We start from the raw sequence: 17,637 nt of genomic DNA on the forward strand, positions 1-17,637 counted from the left end.
CTGGACGGTGCGCGGGTCCCAACGACCGGTGGTCGAGCCGTGGGAGCAAGTTTCGGGAGTCTCCACGGTCGCGCGAGGAGTACCATGCGGATGCGTACGCATCGAGCGATCGGTCCGAAACGGTCGTTACTAGTTCCGGGGCCGAACGGACAGTGCGAGCGCGGCGACCGACAGGAAAAGCGTCGGGAGCAGAAAGTACCAGCCGATACTGAAGACGCCGATGACGGTAATCGCGACGCCGGCAACGACGGTGGCCCACGTGACGTATCGACGGCCGGTCCACGCGCTGTAGCCGCCGAGGGCGACGAGGACGAGCAGGACGACCGCCCACGAGAATAGCACTGAAGCGTTGCCGCCGCCCGGCGGTCCTCCGGCTCCGAGCAGAACGTCGATTCCGGACTCGCAACCACGACTGATCGTCGGAGTGGTCGTCGTTTCGGTGCCGTTGCTGGAAGCCGAGCCGCTGGCGGTGTATCCCGTCCAACAGGAGACGGGACCGAACGCGCCCATCAGCGAGAGGAAGTTGTACCCGCCGACGAGGCAGGCGAGTGCAGCAGCGCCGCGAGCGAGCCGTCGGAGGGACAGTTCGGGGACGTCCATGGGAGTGACTACACTCGGAGGTGGCTTTACGACAGCTTCTGACGGTCACGACGGACGGTGACGTCTCCGCCACGGTCGGACGCTGACGATACTCAATCAATTATGGCTCTCAGCAGCCGTGCCGAATAGAGAGCGTATATCGGGTCCCGGCCAACCGTCGGTCGAAGGGCCAACGCCCGACGCTTCGTGGCTACTTCTGTCGTCTGTGACGAGTCGCCTCCGGTGATGTAAGCGCGACGACCGCTGCCCCGACAATCCGAGTGGGCTCGTCACCTAGCCAGACAACGTAAGTTACTGGATGGTCTTTCTGGCTCAATGACGCGGCTGGACGAGCGAGAAGCGACTCCCGTCGGAGCAGATATCGCCTCGGTGATCCGAGCGCTACGTCGAGACAGCCACCCCCTCGGCTCAGTCGATGGTCACGAACGCCCCTTCGGTCACTTCGTCACCGTCGTTGCGGATTCGGCGACCGCCTCCCCGGAAGTGATTCAGTTTGCCGTCCAGGGGATCGAGCAGGACGAACGCGTCATCGCACTCGTCGATGCCAGCGAGCGCGAAGCGTTCGAGTCTCGCCTCCGGGACACCGGCGCCGACGTCGGTACAGCGCTGGAGACGGGGATGCTGCACTTCTACCCGAAGACCGAGATTGCGGCTCCGAAGCCATCTCAGCCGACTTGTCTGGCCGAATACGTCGAGCGGGCTATCGGGAAAATCGATGACGGTGAGACCGCTCGAATCGTCGCCGACGTTGGCTCGGTCTGTCGCGACGACCCATCGCGCGAAGAACTCGTCGACTACGAACGAGCGCTCACCGACGTGTGTGCGGACTCGAACGTCGTCGCGTTCTGTCAGTATGACCGCGGTACCTTTTCGGCATCGCTCATTCGGGATATCGTGCGCGCCCATCCGTATCTCGTGACGGACGCCGGCGTCGCTCCCAACGTTCATTTCACGCCGCCGGCAGCACTCGGTAGCCCGGAACCACCCGATCGGCAGGTCGACCGGATGCTCGATACCGCACGGACCCTCACGAAGGTGAGCACGACGTTCGGCGAGAAGGAGCGCCAGCTCAGACGGACCGACGATCGTCTGCGACTCGTGCTCGAAGCCGGTGGGCACGGTACCTGGGAACTCGACCTGCGGAGCGAGACCGCCCCGCGCAGGTCGCCACAGCACGACCGCATCTTCGGATACGACGAACCACTCGACGACTGGAGCTTCGAGCGCTTCCTCGAGCACGTCCACCCCGGCGACCGCGACGCCGTCGAGGAAAGTTTCGAGGCGGCGTTCGAGACCGGCGAGTGGTCGTTCGAGTGCCGGATCGTTCGCGCCGACGGCGAACAGAGTTGGATCGCGGCCAACGGCGAGTTCTACTACGACGCCGAGGGAGACCCTGTCCGCGCCGTCGGCGTCGTCGAAGACGTCACCGACCGAAAGGAGCTCGAACGTGAACTCCGCACGGAGAAAGAGCACTTCCAGCTCGCGCTGGAGAACTCTCCGTTCGCCGCGTTTCGGCTAGACACTGACCTCCGCTATACGTGGCTCAGCAGTCCGCACATCGACTTCGACCCGGCGAGTGTAATCGGCAAGCGCGACGACGAACTCCTCCCCGAAGACGCGGCCGAGGTGATACTCGAACCCAAGCGCCAAGTCCTCGAAACCGGCGAGGGCGTCCGCGGAGAATACACCTACGAACTGCCCAGCGGGACGGTCACCTACGACCTGACGGTCGAACCGCTGCGAGACGAATCGGGCGAGGTCGTCGGACTCACCTGTGCCGCACTGGACATCACTGAACGGAAGCGTCTCGAACGAACGCTCACGCGCTTGCACGAGGTGAGCCGTGACCTAATCGGGGCAGAGTCGCTCGTCGAAGCGAGTGAGCGAACGGCGGCGGCGGCAGCCGACGTGTTCGACGTCGACGGAGTGATCGTCTACCTGTTCGACGACACGAACAACAGCCTCAACCCCGCCGTCGTTACTGACGGCATCGAGGCGCTGGGTGGCGATCTACCCGTTATCAGCCCCGGCGACCCGTCGATAGCGTGGCAATCCTTTGTGAACGGCGAATCCCGCCAGTTCGACGACGTGGACGAGGCTGACGACCCGACCCTGGCGGACGTCCCCGTCCGCAGCGGGGTCTGGCTCCCGATCGGTGACCACGGCGTCCTCGCGATCGTCTCGACTGCGGTCGCCGGTCTTCCGGACCAGACGCAGGAAGTCGCGGATCACCTAGCGGCCACGGCAGAAGCGACGTTCGACCGAATCGAGCGCGAGGAGGCGCTCCACGATCAGGAACGAGAGCTCGCCGCCAGGAACCGCCGACTGCACGAGCTCAACCGAGTCAACGACATCATCCGAGAGATCGACCAGGTACTCGTTCGTGCGACGACGGCCGACGAGATCGAGAAAGCCGTCTGCGAGCGGCTGACGCGCGACGACCGCTTCGCGTTCGCGTGGATCGGCGACGTCGACGACGGCCAGCTTACGCCGCAGACGTGGGCCGGCGACGCTCGAGGATACCTCGACGAGGTTGATTTCCGTCTCGAGGCGGAGACGGGCGAGCCCGCGCTGTCGACTGCGGAGACGGGCGAGGTTTCCTACGTCCCGAACGTCGCCGAGAGGTTGCGCGAGCATCAGTGGCGAAAAACCGCTCTCGCGAGTGGCCTTCACTCGGCACTCAGCCTCCCGATCCGGTACGATGGTGTGGACTACGGCGTCCTGACAGTGTACGCCGGCGAGACAGAAGCGTTCGATACGCTCACGCGCGAGGTCTTGGCCGAACTCGGCGAAACGATCGCAAACGCGCTCAACGCGGTCGAGACGCGACGGGGCCTTCTGAGCGATAGCGTCGTCGAGCTCAGGCTGACGATTCGAGACGCCGGGACGGCGCTTGCGGCCCTCGCGACCGAGACAGGGAGCGAACTCGACGTGCACGGCACGATCCCACAACAGGAGGGAGGAACTCGCGTCTTCGTCACCGTCCGAGAATGTCCGCCAGACGTGTTCGCGGCCGCCGCAACTGATTCGACGCGGGTCAAGACCGTCGCTCGCCTCTCCGATGCCGACGAATCGGCGGCCGGACACCGCTTCGAACTCCTCGTGACGGGGGAAACGGTTCCGTCGGTGCTGGCGACGGCGGGAGCGACCGCTCACACCATCACAGTCTCTGCGACCGGCGCCCGCGTCGTCGTCGAACTTCCGGGAACGATCGACGTACGGACGTTCGTCGACCGAGTAGACGAGCGATTCCCGGAGACCGACCTCGTCGCTCGGCGCGAAGTCGAGCGCCGCGGGTGGCCCGGCGGCGAGGTGCCTGGCCCCCTCACCGGCGACTTCACCGACCGACAGCGCGAAGTGCTTCAGACGGCCTATCTAAGCGGCTACTTCGAATGGCCCCGTGACCGAACGGGAGAGGAAGTCGCCGAGTCACTCGGGATTACCCAACCCACGTTCAACAGACACCTCCGAACAGCCGAGCGGAAGCTCTTCGCGCGACTGTTCGACCAGGCGTCACTACCGCCCGAGTGACTGCATTCTACATATGTAGTAGGTGCGCCCCCGGACGCTACATACGTCGAAGCCAGCCCTATGCCCGTTTCTCGCCTGCAGAGTAGTATGGAGTCACGCATCACCACTGATGTCGGTACGCGGGCCGCCCGCGACCGCACGGTTACCGAGACCGTCATTGCGGCCGTCGCTGAGGCCAACGGCATCGAGCCGACCGATCTCGATCCGCTCTTCGACGTGATTGATCCCGATGCGCTGAATGACATCTATCGGACAAAGTGGGCTCAATCGCCCCGCTCCCTGACTGTCGAGTTCCAATACGAGGGTTGTACCGTCGTTGTCCGTGCCAAGAAAGTCACCGTGAGCAAGTCAACGGGTGTCACCGAGCGTTCGATCGCGGTCGATCAGACGGACAAGGACGATGATTCTCGAAGGTAAAGGCGAGGCTCGCAGTAGGCCAATCAGTGGCTGCCTCCGAGATGGACGGCCCCACGATGGTCGACACCGCCGCACCGGGGACGTACCAACTGCGGAAAGAGATACTTAGAGAGATAGTGGTCATCAGATGCCCATGTTCATCCTCTGTACGGAGGCTAGTACTCGCTGCGACCGCTGCGGCAACCCGATCGAGACGAGCGACTGGTATCCCATGGAAAAGGAGCGTGATTCGGACGGCGAACTGCGACTGTACTCGTTTTGTAGTGACGGGTGTAAGGAGGCCTGGCTCGACGAGTCTGAGGGGGTGGAAGAGGGGGAGACGTCCTGAACAACCGGTACTCAGTCGATAAAGATAGTTCCGCAGCGGTATCGTGGCGTACCGTGAACTACCGTCGATATACTTGTGTCTCGGCGCCGGAGGGTACGTATGGAACCGTCACACGTCCTCGTCCCGTTGGACGGGTCGCCGCTCGCAGACGACGCGCTGGCACACGCGCTCGCCACATTCGACTGTCCGGTGACGGTGTTGAACGTGGTGACCCCGCTCGATAGCGCGATGAGCGAGGGGGGTGTCATCGAGGCGGACGCTTCCCGAGAGACGGCCGCTCACGAGCGAGCCGACGACCTGGTCGCAGACACGAAACGACGGGTGGAGGAGGCGGGCCGAAGCGTTACCACCGCGGTCGAAACCGGCGACCCCGCGGAGACCATCCTCGCATACGTCGACGCGCACGAGGTCGACCACGTCGTCATGGGCGGACACGGCGGCGACCGGAACGCGCTCAGTCGTCGTCTGCTCGGGACCGTCGCTTCGGCCGTCGTCGGGAAGGCCTCCGTGACGGTGACGGTCGTCAAGTGACTACGTCCCGAGCACCGCGGCGAAGAGCCGGTAGAGCCCGAAACCGATCACGATCGACATCCCGAGCGTGATGAACCAGAACCCCAGGGTGACGCCGATTTTCCGGCGCGAGACGCCCGCGGAGCCACCGGCGAGTCCGCCACCGATCACGCCGGAGATGATGATGTTGTTGAACGAGATCGGGATGCCGAGTGCGATGGCGACCTGTGCGATGACGAACCCGGGCACCAACGCGGCGATGGAGCGCCGGATACCGAGCTGTGCGTACTCGCGGGACGTCGCTTGGAGCAGACGCGGTGCGCCCATCCACGCGCCGCTGAGGATACCGGTCGCACCGAGCGCCAGCAGTCCGATCGCCGGCAGCCCCAATTCGGCCCGGTAGAGGTTCTCCAGCGGCCCGGTCGCCAGCCCCACCTGACTGCCGCCGCTGGAGAACGCGACGACGCTTCCGAGCACGACGAGAAACGTCTTGATCCCCTTGTCGACGGACGCCTGGGTTCGCCGCCGGATGTACTGGAAGCTCACGGCGGCGAAGAGCAGCGTCACGACCACGGTGGCGATGTCGACGCCGGCGACGGTCAGGACCGGGACGGTGCCCGAGACGAATCCGGCTACCGACTCCTGGGCCGCGCCGGTCGGAGAGGGGATGATACTCAACTGGATGTTCGCGACGATGCCGCCGACGACGCTCGCCAGCACGGGAATCGCCACCGTCTCCGGGATGTCGTCGCGGCGCAAAAGCTTGGCCGTGAGGTACGCGAGTCCGCCGGAAACGGGCGGCACGAGCACCCAGAACGTCGCGATGCGCTGGTAGGTTTCGAACGCCGGGGAGCCGCCGAGCGACAGTCCGACTCCGATCATCGCACCCGTGGTCGCAAACGCGGCCGGAACCGGATAGCCGGTGTAGATACCGAACGCCATGAAGGCGGTGGCGGTCAGGAGTCCGGTGGTCGCCGCCAACGAGGTGAATGCGACGCCGTCGATGAGTCCCGACCCGACGGTCTCGGAGATACTTCCGCCCTGCGTGAGCGCACCCAGTGCGGCGAGGATACCGATGAGGAAGGCGGCTCGCATCGTCGAGACGGCGTTCGCGCCGATTGCAGGGGCGAACGGCGGCGAGTTACTGTTCGCACCGAGCGCCCACGCCGTGGCGAAGCTGGTGACCGTCGCGAGGGCGACGAGGACCCAGAACACGAGCCCTGTCATCGTCGGAGCAACCGCCCGAGGCCGCGTAGCGGACCGTCCACCACGTCGCCGTTCCGCGCGAGGATTACCGTCCGGTCGGTCCGGTCGACGAACTTCCGGGGGACCGACCCGGCGAGGTTCCGCCGGAGAGCGCCCTTCCGAGTCGCCCCCAGCACGACCACGTCGTGGGCGGCCGCCTCGGTGACGAGTGCGTCGGTCACGTCGTCGCTCTCCCGAACCGCCGTCTCGACCGGCACGTCGGGCCCGTCAACGTCGGCCAGCGCGTCGCGTCCCTCGGCGACAAACGACGCGGCGTCGCCGGATGTCTCGACCGAGAACACGAGCACGCGGGCGTCGTTCCGGGCGGCGATAGCGGTCGCCGCCCGGGCGGCGGTCTCGACGTGCGGGCCGCCCGCGACCGGGAGGAGGACGGAGTCGACGCCGTTCGCCTCGTGGCCGACCCGCTCGACGTACAGGTCGCAGGGTGCGCGCTCGACGAGCGCGTCGACGGTCGTCCCGAAGACGGCGTCGGTTCGCCGTTCCTGTGCCCGCCAGCCGACGACGAGCGCGGCTGGGTCGGTCTCTTCGACCGCTGCGAGCAGCCCCTTCGTGGCCGACCGTGCGACGAGTACGCCGCGTTCGACGGCGACGTCCTCTGGTGTGGTCGCCCGGTCGAGCAGCTCGTGGCTGCTGTCGGCGAACTCCCGGACGATAGTCTCGTCGTTGAACACCCTGAACGGGGAGTCCGACCGTTTCACCGCGACTGTCACGAGTCGCACCGTGCCCGACCCGAGGGAGGCGAGGTCGCCGGCGGTACGAACCAGCTGCTGGACGGTATCCAAGTTATCGACTCCGACCAGTACGGGCCTGTCCGACCTCGGGTGATGCATCGAATAGACTTCTACCCGTCCGGGCAAAAGCATTCGCGCTGGCGACGGCTCTCGGAATTGATGTCCGCACGGCGACGGGGCGAACGCCGTCTCACCGTCCGAAACAGAATTTCCGGCGGCGTCGTGGCGTGTTACTCCACACGCGTCGCCGGTTCGTCCGCGTCAGCGTCGGTCCGGTCCTTCCAGATGATGGTGCGCTGGCTGCCGGTGAAGTACCGGTATGCGGCGTACAGCAGGTTTGGAACACCCATCGCCCACCAAATCGTCAGGATGGCGATGACGAGGTGGATTCCCGGATTGCCGAACTCGCGCCGGACGAGCGTGGCTCGATCTTGGGTCTCTTCTTCGATCTTCCAGCCGGATTCGACCTTCGCGGTGACCTCGCGCCGATAGGAGTCCGAATAGTCCATACGGTCACCTAAGGCGCCGTCCCGAAAAGCGGTTGCGCCAGCGTACGGGGTGCTACGAACGGTTCGGTGAAACTTTTTTTTTACTTCGTCGGGGGCCTCGTGCCTCCGGCGCTGTGGGGACCCCTCGTGAAAATCCGGACCGAAGAGGGCCGACTCCGTCGTCTCCGGAAGAGCGAGGCTCTTCGGAGTTCCCGTTCGCAGTTACAGATCGAGTTCGACGCGTCGTCCCCGCTCGGCGGAGTCGTAGAGGGCGCGGACAGCGCGCATGTCGACCATCCCGTGCTCGCCGTCGGCTTCAAAGTCGAGACCGCGCCGGAGATGGTTGGCGAAGTAGTCGAACTCCTCGCGCATCTGGTCGACCGGTTCCGGTCGATACTCGCCCTCGATATCTGGTCCGGACACCCGGAGCACCTTCCGGGTGTTCGGGAAGAACAGCCCCTCGATGCTCAGTTCGCCTTCAGTACCGACGAACCGGAGGCTCGAGGTTACCGTCGCGCTGTGCGTGACCGTACACGAGGCGAGTTTGCCGTCGGGGAACTCTAGCTGGAACGCCGCGTGCTCGTCGGTTCCCTCGTAGGCCGACTGTTCGGACTCCGTCCGGGCGTACACCGCCTGGGGGTCCTCCTCCAGGATGAACCGGATCGTGTTCAGCGGGTAGATTCCGATATCGTTGAGCGTCGTCCCGCCGGATAGCTCGGGGTCGAACCGCCAGCTCGTTTCGTCGACGGAATCGAGTATCGTGTCCGACATGTGCCCGAGTATCGACACGACATCTCCGATGGCGCCGTCCCGAATCAGTTCTCGGGCGCGGCGGGCCACCGGTTCGGTCTGGACTCGGTAGGCGACCATCAACGGGACATCCGCCTCCCGGCAGGCGTCGACGGACGCCTGGGCGTCCTCGACGGTCGCTTCCAGGGGCTTCTCGCAGAGGACCGCCTTCTCGTGCGTCGCTGCGGCTTCAACGTGGTCGCGGTGGAGTCCGTTCGGCGTACAGACGTACACCGCGTCGTAGGCGTCGGTCGCCGCGCCGTCGGCGTACTCCTCGTAGGTGAGCGTTTCCTCGACCCCCTCGAGATCAGCCGCGACCTCCTCAGCCTTTTCGGTACTGGAACTGACCAAGACCGTCGTCGCGCAATAGTCCGCGTTTTCGACGGCGGGAATCGCTTGCTCGCGCGTCCACCACCCGAGTCCGACCATGGCGAATCGGACCGGGTCGGCGTTCGTTGGGCGCTCCCAGTCGCGAGCACTGAAACTGTCGAGGTTGAACTCCATGAGCAAGGGTTCGAGGTCCATAACAGATAATCCTCACGTACGAGGAAACAACCGGTACCGAGCGGAGATGAGTCGTGAGAGCCACTCTCGTCTCGCCGGCGTCCGACTTCGGTCAAGAGACCGCGGTCGCGACGTACGACGGTGAGCGGTGCCCCGTTCGTGTACTGGAGGACTCACCGCCGTCGAACGTCCGCCACTCCGGTCCGTAGTCGATTCGTCGCTCCTCGATGACGAGTCCGCAGTCTTCGCATCTTGATCAACGATCGTTCAGTCGGATCGTGTCCCCGTCAGTCTACGAACTCGACGCCCGTGATCTCGAATCGCGCGCCCCCCTCTGTTCCGTCCGCCACACGGATGCTCCACCCGTGTCCATCGACCACCTCTTTGATGATCGAGAGCCCGAAACCAGTCCCCTCCGTCGAGGTCGAGTACCCGGCGTCGAAGATGTCCTCGCGGTCGTCTTCGGAAATTCCCGGACCGTCATCCTCCACGTAGAAGCCGTCGTCCAGCCTCCCAACGGTGACTGTCACCTCCGTACCGCCGTGTTCGACAGCGTTTCGATAGAGGTTCTCCAGCAGTTGCGTGAGACGGCTTCGATCGGCCTGAATCGTCCCGTCGACGGGAGTCCGAATCGTCGCGTCGGCCGTCTCGACGTTCCGCCAGCACTGCGCAGACAACTCCGCGAGGGTGACCGATTCCGTCTCGCATATCCGGTCGCCTTGCTGAGCCAGCGTCAGCAAATCTTCGATGAGTGTGTCCATCCGCGCGAGCGCGCGGTCGACCGACTCGAGTTGTTCGCTGTCGCACTCCTCGCGCAGGAGTTCCAAGTACCCCTCCGCGACGTTGAGCGGGTTCCGGAGATCGTGGCTGACGACGCTGGCAAACTCTTCCAGTTGGTCGTTCTGGCGTTGGAGTGCCTGCTCGCGTTGCTTACGGGCGGTGATATCCCGGCTGATCGCCAGGAACCGATCCTGCTCGTGGAGTTCGAGCCGGAGGAGGTGGACTTCAACGGGAAACGTCGAGCCGTTCGTCCGTTCGTACCGACCCTCGAACTTTCGACGCTCACCGGCCGTGAAGTTTGCAAGCAGCGCCTGCACGTCCGCTGGTTCGGCCATCCGATCGATCTGCCAGATCGGTCTGCCGATCACGTCGTCTTTCTCGTAGCCTAACTCTTCGCAAAAACGACTATTCACGTCGAGTATCGTTCCGTCCGGATCGAGTACGTCGATCATGTCCGGGGAGTTCTCGTAGAGCGCTTCGAGCCGTGAGGAGGTTTTCCGGAGGCGCTCTTCGTGATGCTTGTGGTCGGTGATGTCCTGCACCGCGCCGCGCAGTTGGACCACCTCACCGTCTTCGATTGTCGGCTCACCGAGTATCCGGAATCACCGAACATCGCCGTCGGACCGGTCGAACCGAGCTTCCACGTCGAACGGATCGCCGGCAGCGATCGCGTCCTCGATCGCCTTCTCGACGACCGATCGGTCCGCTTCGACGTAGACGTCAAGCGCTTCGTCGAGCGGGGGCGCCTCGTCGCCGTCTATCCCGAGCATCTCGAACAGGTGGTCGGACCAGAAGACCTCGTCCGTCTCTACGTCGATTTGCCAGCCGCCGACATCCGCGATCCGCTCCGTTTTCTCCAACAGATCCCGGGCGAATTCGAGTTCGCGTTCGCGTTCTTTCCGTTCGGACAGGTCACGACCGATGCCGACGAGTCCGAGGAGGTCGTCCGGTGGGTCGGTCAGTCGTTTGCCAGTCAACTCGTACGGAACCCTCCCGCGATCCGCAGTGAGGACGTCGGCCTCGATCGTCGCGGTTCCCGTGTCTATCGTTTCCGCGACCGCATCGGTCACGACCGAGCGCTGGTCTTCGGGGAAGAACTCGAGCACGTCTCGTCCGGCCAACTCCTCGTCCGAGTAACCGGTTTCCCGCGCAAGCCGTTCGTTCCATCGTTTTAGCTTCCCATCCGCATCGACGACGTAGAACAGGTCATCCAACGTGTCGAGTGCCTGTTCGGTGAACGCTCGCTCCCGTGCGAGCTGCTGTCGTCGCTCCACCCGTTCGGTGATATCCTGAAACTGCGAGAACGTCGTCACCACGTCGCCGAGGTCGTTTCTGATGACGCGGTGGTGCCACTCGGCGATGATGCGTTCACCGCGTTTCGTGACCGTTTTCCGGTCGTTATCGGAGGCGTCCGACCCGGTCGCGACCTCCGAGAAGAACTCGGCGGCGGCGTCTTGCTCAGGTTCGGGAACGAGTCGTCGCCAGGAACTCCCGATCAGTTCGTCCTCCTCGTAGCCGAGGATGTTCTCGCCGGTGTCGTTGATTCGCGTGATTTCGAGGTTCTCGTTCCATTCGATGACCCCGAGCGGGGACCGTTCGAAAAACAGCGAGAGGCGCTCTTGGCTCGTCTCAATCTCACGCTGGGTGCGGTACTGTGATACGGCGTTCGTGATCCGGTGCGCAAGGAGCGCGTACTGGCTGCTCCCGCCCTCCTTCTGGAGGTAGTCGGTTATGCCGGCGGAGATCGCATCGCTGGCGATTTCCTCGCTTCCCTTACCCGTGAACAAGATGAACGGCAGATCCGGATTCGCCTCACGAACGTCGTGGAGGAACTGGAGGCCGTTCGTTCCGGGCATATCGTAGTCGGAGACGACACAGTCGAAGTTCGCTTCTTCGAGACGGTCGACTCCCGCTGCGGCGCTCGACGCCGTCTGAACGTGCAGTCGGGGATTTTCGCGTTCGAGGAACTTCGAGACCATGTCTGCGAACCCTGGTTCATCATCGACGTGGAGAACACGGATAGGCGAATCTGAGGTCATAGAGAGAGGCGAGATGCCGAGGTGGCTTCTACTCACCTAGGAAGTCCACTCGTGCTTAAAACGTAGTGGGTGTGACTCCCGGTGGCGTGAAGCGGTAGGGTTCGTGAACGCCGGTTCCGCGATTCGGAAGGGCACTCCCGTCCCGGAAAATCGAGAAGCCGCGTCGCGGAGAGTTAGTCCAACGTCGGTGTCGTCGATTCCTCCCGACCCACGCCCTCGTTCGACGATTCGGCCGCTGCTGCGGCCCCGCTGGTTCCGGCAGTGGTCCCGTCGGTACCGGTAGCGGCGCCGACGTCGAACTCGTCGACGAGTTCCTGTAAGGACTGCGCGGACGCAGACACCGTCTGGACGTTCCGTGCGACTTCGTTTATCGACGCCGTCTGTTCCTCGGTGGCCGCCGACACGTTGCTGGCCTGCGACGTCATCTCCTCGCTCACGCTCGAGACTTCGTCGACCATCGCCACCACCTCTTCCGTCGACGCCGCCTGACTCTCCGTCGAGTCAGAAATCTCGCGAACGCCGTACTCGGCTCGCTCGCTCGCGTCCGCGATGTCGTCGAACATCTCGATAGCGCCTTCGATGGTCTCCGTCCCCGACTGCACGCGCTCGCGCATCGCCTGCATATCGTTCACCGTCGCGCCCGTATCCGCCTGAACCTCCGAGATTAGCGCTTCAACGTCCTCAGTGGCGTCCTCGACTTCGTTCGCGAGTTGCTTGATTTCGTTCGCGACCACCGCGAAGCCCTTTCCGACGTCACCGGCTCGCGCCGCTTCGATAGACGCATTCAGCGCCAACAGATTCGTCTGTTCGGTGATGTCCGTGATGAGTTGGACGATGTCGTTGATCTCCGCCATCCGCTCTTCGAGCCCTTCGACCTGCTCGACGGCCGCGACCGCCTCCGTCTCGATCGCCGAAATCTCCTCGGTCGCCTCGGCGGCCTGTTCGCGACCTTGGTCAGCGAGGGACGACGCCTCGTTTGCCGTCTTCACGACGCCGTCGGCCGACGCCGCTACCTCCTCGATAGTCGCCGAGAGGGTGTTCATCTCGCTCGATGCCGACTGCAGTTGTTCGGTCTGCTGTGCCGCGCCGTGCGCGATTTCCTCGACCGATTCCGCCGTCGCCTGACTCGCGGACTCGATTTCTTCCGCACTCGACGCCGTCTCGTTACTGATCTCCGCGAACTCGTCGGCGACGCCGTGAACCTCCACGAGGCTCTGACGGATACGCTCGATACCGTCTTCGAGGTCCGTCATGATCGCGCCGAACTCCCCGGGCAGGTCGGTCCGGATATCCTGGTCCAGATTCCCGTCTCCGAGTTCTTGACTCACCGTGCGGAGTTCGGTGACTTGCTGGCGGAGGTTCTCGCGCATCGACTCGAACGCCACGACGAGTTCACCGAGTTCGTCGTCGGTCGCCTCTATCGGGGTGGTCTGGTCGAATCGCCCGGCGGCGAGTTCGGTCGCCTGGTCGCGAAGTTTCACGATGGGTTCGGAGAAGTACTGCGCCCCGCGATACCCCACGCCCGTCACGACGAGTCCGGCGACGAGGATGAGGCCGATGAAGATGTTCCGTGCGGAGGCCGTTTTCTGGCGTAGCGACGCCCCGAGCGCCGCGGCGGGTGCGGTGACGTCTTCCTCGGGGACGGTTGCGAGGAGCGACAGTTGCTTGTTCCCGAACTGCAGCGGCGCGTACCCGACGTAGTACGTGTTCTCGGTCCCGTCCGAGTCGGTCGTCGCGTACGTATCGAGGCCGTCGTCGCCCGTCGTGATGCTGTTCTGAGCGATGGTCGCCAGTCCGCCAGCGTACGACTCGTCCGTGATTTTGCTCCCGGCGTCGACGACCGAGGCGTTCGGGTGACTCAGGATGGCGCCGTCCTGATTAACGATACTCAGATATCCCGATTCGCCGACCGTCACGTCGTTCGTCAGCGCTGCGAGGATATCGAAGTCGAACCGGAGCGCGACCGTCCCGGCGAACTGGCCGTTCTGGTAGACCGGTGACGCGAGGTACACAACCCGTTTTCCGTCGTGGGCGTGGACATCCCCGACGTACACCTCGCCTTCGTCGAGTTCCGTACTCGCCGTGAACCACGGTTCATCAGCGTACGACTGGTCCGAGACCGAGGTCGTTTCGACCGTCTCTCCGGCCCGGTCGGTTCTGACGACACCCTGCCCGGTTTCGGTCGTGAGGATGATTTCGTCGTACGCGCGTCGCTCCTCGGCGTTCACCGACACCGACCGCGTCTGGAGGTAGCTCTCGAAGGAGTCGTTGATGCGGTCTTTCGCGCTCTCCTGCGCCGTGGTCTGGAGTTCGTAGTAGTAGACGCTCGGCGCGAGCACCCAGTCGAGGTCCTCGTCGTAGGTGTACGCGACGAACTTTTCCTCGACGGGGTTGCCCTCCTGAGTGGTGTCTTCCCAGTTGTATTCCGCAATCCCCCACGTCTCTCCACTCCGAACTGCCTCGTCGGTTTCGATGGTGGATTCGACGTCCGCGAACACGGTCAAGCCGGCGTCGTCCTGCAGGTTGAACCCGTCTGCGAGACTGTGGTGCATGACGATGTTCGAGTCCTTATCGACGACGTAGGCGTACCCGGTGTTGCCGATGTAGCCGGGGTGAAACATCTCGGTCGCAGTCCCCGACGCGGTTGTGCCGTTCCCGCTCGTGCCGACGAGGATGCGTTCGATTTGGTCCTCGACCCGCCGTTGCTCAGTCGCCGAGAGGTCCTCCCACGCTCGCCCGTCGTACTCGTTTTCGAGAATCGTCTGTTTCGTGGTTTCGACCGTACTCCGCATCTGCAACGCTGTGTGGCCGAGTTGCTCTCGACTCTGCTCTTGGACGAGTCGCCACTGGCCGTTTCTGGCGGCCTGGTAGTTCTGAATCGGAGACGAAGCCGCGAGCGACCGGGTATCGACGCGACGCGCGTCAAGCACGTTCTGGATGCCCGCTTGGCGAGCGGAAACGGTGTTGTTCAGTTCGCCCGTGACTTGCTGTTCCATGTGAATTGCGCTCTGCGTCTCTGCGGCCGACCCGATCTGTTGCATCTCGACAACCCCGACGACGCCCACAGTCGACACCGGAATCAGCGAGATAGCGAGACACAACGCGATGAGCTTGCGATTAATATCCATAATAGAGTGAACAGACTATCCTCCCCCCCGAACGTCCTGCTACGGACCGTGGTCGTACTCCTGCACTTCGTTGAGGAGAGCCGTACCGCCGTATCCGGAGTGAGATAGTCACTAATATCTCTGTCAAAAATATCCTTTATAAACTCTCGCCCGGAGTTATCGAAGGTGATATCTGACGTACTAGCCGATAATAGCGTTGTGGAGAACTAGTCGCAGAGCGACTGTACTGGGCGGTCCGCTGCCGAGCGACACGTGTGAAAGACCCCTTCGAGCGTATCAGTTCGTGCAACTATGCCCCGTCGCTACTTGAGACGGTATAACAGATGGCCCGTGAATCCCTGCTCAATCCCGGGGGGATAACGACGCCGTCTGTGCGGTGGGTGGTCTCACAGCGTGCGTGTGAGAGACGTGCGAGAGTTGGTCCGTGCTCCCGTCCGTGGAGTTCTCTCGGGACAACCACCCCGAACGCGTCATCTCATAGGGTACTGAACCCCAGCGCTCGTATGCCTCGACTCGTCAGCGCGCCCGTCTCCCCCACACACGGGGAACAGGCCGCCTCGAGGACCCGTTCAGAAGCACCACCGACAGACGGTCTAAACTGAGCGTTAAGCGGATTCAGTGGGCAAATAGTGTTATGCGGTAAGCATAATGGTTGTACATAGAATGAAGACAGATACGAAACAGTACGGCGGAACGGTTTCGGCACATGGGGTCGCCGTCTCGGTCGGCTACACCCTGTGGTTGCTCGTCACGTCGGCGCTACAGGGGCTACGAGAGCGGCTCCACGGAGGGTGAGATAAGGGAGATTCGGCTACTGAGAGAGTCGCTCGATAGCGGTGAAGTCGGTCGGAGATCCACACAATCCAGATGGTGCTTGGATTACTCGCTTTTGCACGTGAATCTGGCTCGTGTTGACGCCGTCAACGAAGCGGCCGTCTTCGGTGTCGTCGGGACCGTTCTCAGCTCTCTCGGCGGACTCCTCGGCTCGGTTCTCCTTTCGAGGCTATCTCTGTGGGTCGCGTTTGTCCTTGCGGGCCCGGTATCGTGGGTACGGCACCGTCTTGCTCCCCGTCGTCGCCGTGACGACGCTCCTCGTCCGTTTCGGTTCCTGGACGTTCATCGCCGCGTCGTCGTCCAGCGGAGACCCGAACGCCGCCGCCGGCCTCGCATCGTCCGCTCTTGCAGTGGGTGTACCGTCCCGTAGCGCGAATGTAGCGACGTCGTGCCGGTGTAACGCTCAATCGGAGGGGCGCGCACCGAGATAGCGGGAGTGAGTGACGGTCTTCGCACCCGGTTGTCTGCGGCCCATCGTGAGCGAATAGGGAGAAAATCAGACGATTCGATTGGCCAGCGACTCGCCGTCCCTCCACCGCCGATAGTTGTCCAGGAACAGCCGCGCGAAGCGAATCGCGAAGTCCTCCGAGCGGCCGCCGACGTGCGGCGTCACGACGGTGTCGTCGCGCTCCCACAGCGGAGAGTCGCGTGGGAGGGGTTCGTCCTCGAACACGTCCAACCCGGCGCCCCGTAGCTCCCCCGTTTCGAGGGCGGCGAGGAGTGCGTCCTGGTCGACGACCGGTCCCCGCGCGACGTTGACGACGACGGCCGAGTCGGGAAGCGCGGAGAAGACGCTCGCGTCGATGGCGTGGTGCGTTTCGTCGGTGAGCGGGACCGTCAGTACGAGCAGATCGGTCTCGGGTAGTAGCTCGTGGAACTGCTCGGTGGCGACGACGCGGTCCCCGGTGAGTACGCCGGAGTATATCGACGGCGTCCGTTTGACGCCGAACACCTCGAAGCCGAACGCACGCGCTCGACGCGCGATGGACTCGCCGATGTTCCCGAGTCCGAAGACGGTCATCTGCGTCCCCTCCCAGAGCCACATCTCCGCGCCGACGCTTCGGTCCCAGTCGCGTCGACGCTGGTTGTCGAGGACCGGACCGAGTCGTCGCGAGAGCGCGAACATGAGGGCAAACGCGTGTTCGCTCACCACCGTGTCGTGGAGCGTCTCCGCGTTGGTGAACGTCACGTCGCGGTCGGCGAACTCGTCGACCGGAAAGGCATCGTAGCCGATGCTCGTCGACTGTATCCACGTTCCCGCCGAAAGCGAGTCCAGAAAGTCGTCCCGCCAGTGGTTCGGATTCGTCACGAAGATGTCGGCGTCGGCGAGGTGGTCGCGGACGTCCGCATCGGACTCGGCTGCGACGACGGTCGGATCGTCGGTCAGGTCCTCGACGGTGCTCGCGATCGGCGTATCGTGATAGATAACGGCTGTCGGCATCTGTCGAGACGGTCTTCGGCAGTAAGGATAGTAAAAATAGGCTTTGTTGAATTCACCAGAAGTTGGTATTTTTATACTCTCAATCGCTCAAGACAGGTCAAAGACAGAGCGCGAGAAACGACGACCTCCCCCTAACTGGCAGGATACCCGCGAGATACAGAGGATACATCCACCAAATGGGAGGGAACGCATATACTCTCGTACGCAGAATGGCTACGTGACATACGTGATAACAATGACCAAAGTACATG

General features: G+C 63.5%; 13 protein-coding genes and 2 pseudogenes. 5 read left to right on the forward strand and 10 right to left on the reverse strand.

Annotated elements, in window-relative coordinates; translation table 11 throughout:
- Positions 1-129: 129 nt before the first annotated feature.
- On the reverse strand, positions 130-600 hold the full coding sequence (locus C474_RS08800; protein ID WP_008385972.1) for a hypothetical protein: 471 nt from the start codon (positions 598-600) through the stop codon (positions 130-132).
- A 315-nt stretch (positions 601-915) separates the two neighbouring features.
- Here C474_RS08800 and C474_RS08805 point away from each other — a divergent pair, with 315 nt between their 5' ends.
- From C474_RS08805 to C474_RS08820, 4 genes are all read left to right on the forward strand, one after another.
- A complete protein-coding gene (locus C474_RS08805) occupies positions 916-4,131 on the forward strand; it encodes a bacterio-opsin activator domain-containing protein (RefSeq protein ID WP_008385974.1) in 3,216 nt (1,071 codons plus the stop codon).
- Positions 4,132-4,218: 87 nt separating this feature from the next.
- Positions 4,219-4,548, forward strand: coding sequence for a HalOD1 output domain-containing protein (locus tag C474_RS08810; RefSeq protein ID WP_049916866.1), 330 nt, complete (start codon positions 4,219-4,221; stop codon positions 4,546-4,548).
- Between the two features lie 127 nt (positions 4,549-4,675).
- Complete coding sequence (locus C474_RS08815) at positions 4,676-4,876, forward strand: DUF7576 family protein (RefSeq protein ID WP_008385977.1); 201 nt, start codon at positions 4,676-4,678, stop codon at positions 4,874-4,876.
- Positions 4,877-4,975: 99 nt separating this feature from the next.
- Positions 4,976-5,407, forward strand: a complete 432-nt coding sequence (locus C474_RS08820; protein WP_008385979.1) for a universal stress protein — start codon at positions 4,976-4,978, stop codon at positions 5,405-5,407.
- Here C474_RS08820 and C474_RS08825 read toward each other — a convergent pair whose 3' ends face one another.
- The 8 genes and pseudogenes from C474_RS08825 to C474_RS08855 all read right to left on the reverse strand — a co-directional run bounded on the left by C474_RS08825 (position 5,408) and on the right by C474_RS08855 (position 15,111).
- Positions 5,408-6,613 carry an inorganic phosphate transporter gene (locus C474_RS08825; protein WP_049916867.1) on the reverse strand — a complete coding sequence of 402 codons (1,206 nt, stop codon included), beginning with the start codon at positions 6,611-6,613 and terminating at the stop codon, positions 5,408-5,410.
- Positions 6,610-7,482 carry a universal stress protein gene (locus C474_RS08830; RefSeq protein WP_049916868.1) on the reverse strand — a complete coding sequence of 291 codons (873 nt, stop codon included), beginning with the start codon at positions 7,480-7,482 and terminating at the stop codon, positions 6,610-6,612. The genes C474_RS08825 and C474_RS08830 overlap by 4 nt, the downstream gene beginning before the upstream one ends.
- A 131-nt stretch (positions 7,483-7,613) precedes the next feature.
- Positions 7,614-7,892, reverse strand: a complete 279-nt coding sequence (locus C474_RS08835) for a hypothetical protein (protein ID WP_008385985.1) — start codon at positions 7,890-7,892, stop codon at positions 7,614-7,616.
- A 201-nt stretch (positions 7,893-8,093) separates the two neighbouring features.
- Positions 8,094-9,185 (reverse strand): D-xylose 1-dehydrogenase Gfo6, encoded by a 1,092-nt coding sequence (gene gfo6 / locus C474_RS08840; RefSeq protein WP_008385988.1) that lies wholly within the window; start codon positions 9,183-9,185, stop codon positions 8,094-8,096.
- A gap of 56 nt (positions 9,186-9,241) precedes the next feature.
- Positions 9,242-9,414: pseudogene (locus C474_RS21440) on the reverse strand (TFIIB-type zinc ribbon-containing protein); the annotation flags it as partial.
- 37 nt (positions 9,415-9,451) lie between these two features.
- Positions 9,452-10,519, reverse strand: a pseudogene (locus C474_RS08845) (two-component system sensor histidine kinase NtrB); the annotation flags it as partial.
- Between the two features lie 27 nt (positions 10,520-10,546).
- Positions 10,547-11,923 (reverse strand): PAS domain-containing response regulator, encoded by a 1,377-nt coding sequence (locus tag C474_RS08850; RefSeq protein WP_008385992.1) that lies wholly within the window; start codon positions 11,921-11,923, stop codon positions 10,547-10,549.
- Positions 11,924-12,156: 233 nt separating this feature from the next.
- Positions 12,157-15,111 (reverse strand): methyl-accepting chemotaxis protein, encoded by a 2,955-nt coding sequence (locus C474_RS08855; RefSeq protein WP_008385994.1) that lies wholly within the window; start codon positions 15,109-15,111, stop codon positions 12,157-12,159.
- A gap of 663 nt (positions 15,112-15,774) precedes the next feature.
- Between C474_RS08855 and C474_RS23310 the strand changes: the two genes are divergently transcribed.
- Entirely contained in the window at positions 15,775-15,906 is a 132-nt protein-coding gene (locus C474_RS23310; RefSeq protein ID WP_275039809.1) for a hypothetical protein, read from the forward strand.
- Between the two features lie 535 nt (positions 15,907-16,441).
- On the opposite strand, the gene C474_RS08860 is transcribed toward C474_RS23310, so the two are convergent.
- Positions 16,442-17,386 (reverse strand): D-2-hydroxyacid dehydrogenase, encoded by a 945-nt coding sequence (locus C474_RS08860; protein ID WP_008385995.1) that lies wholly within the window; start codon positions 17,384-17,386, stop codon positions 16,442-16,444.
- Positions 17,387-17,637: the final 251 nt, after the last annotated feature.

Source organism: Halogeometricum pallidum JCM 14848 (assembly GCF_000337095.1).
Classification (GTDB): domain Archaea; phylum Halobacteriota; class Halobacteria; order Halobacteriales; family Haloferacaceae; genus Halogeometricum; species Halogeometricum pallidum.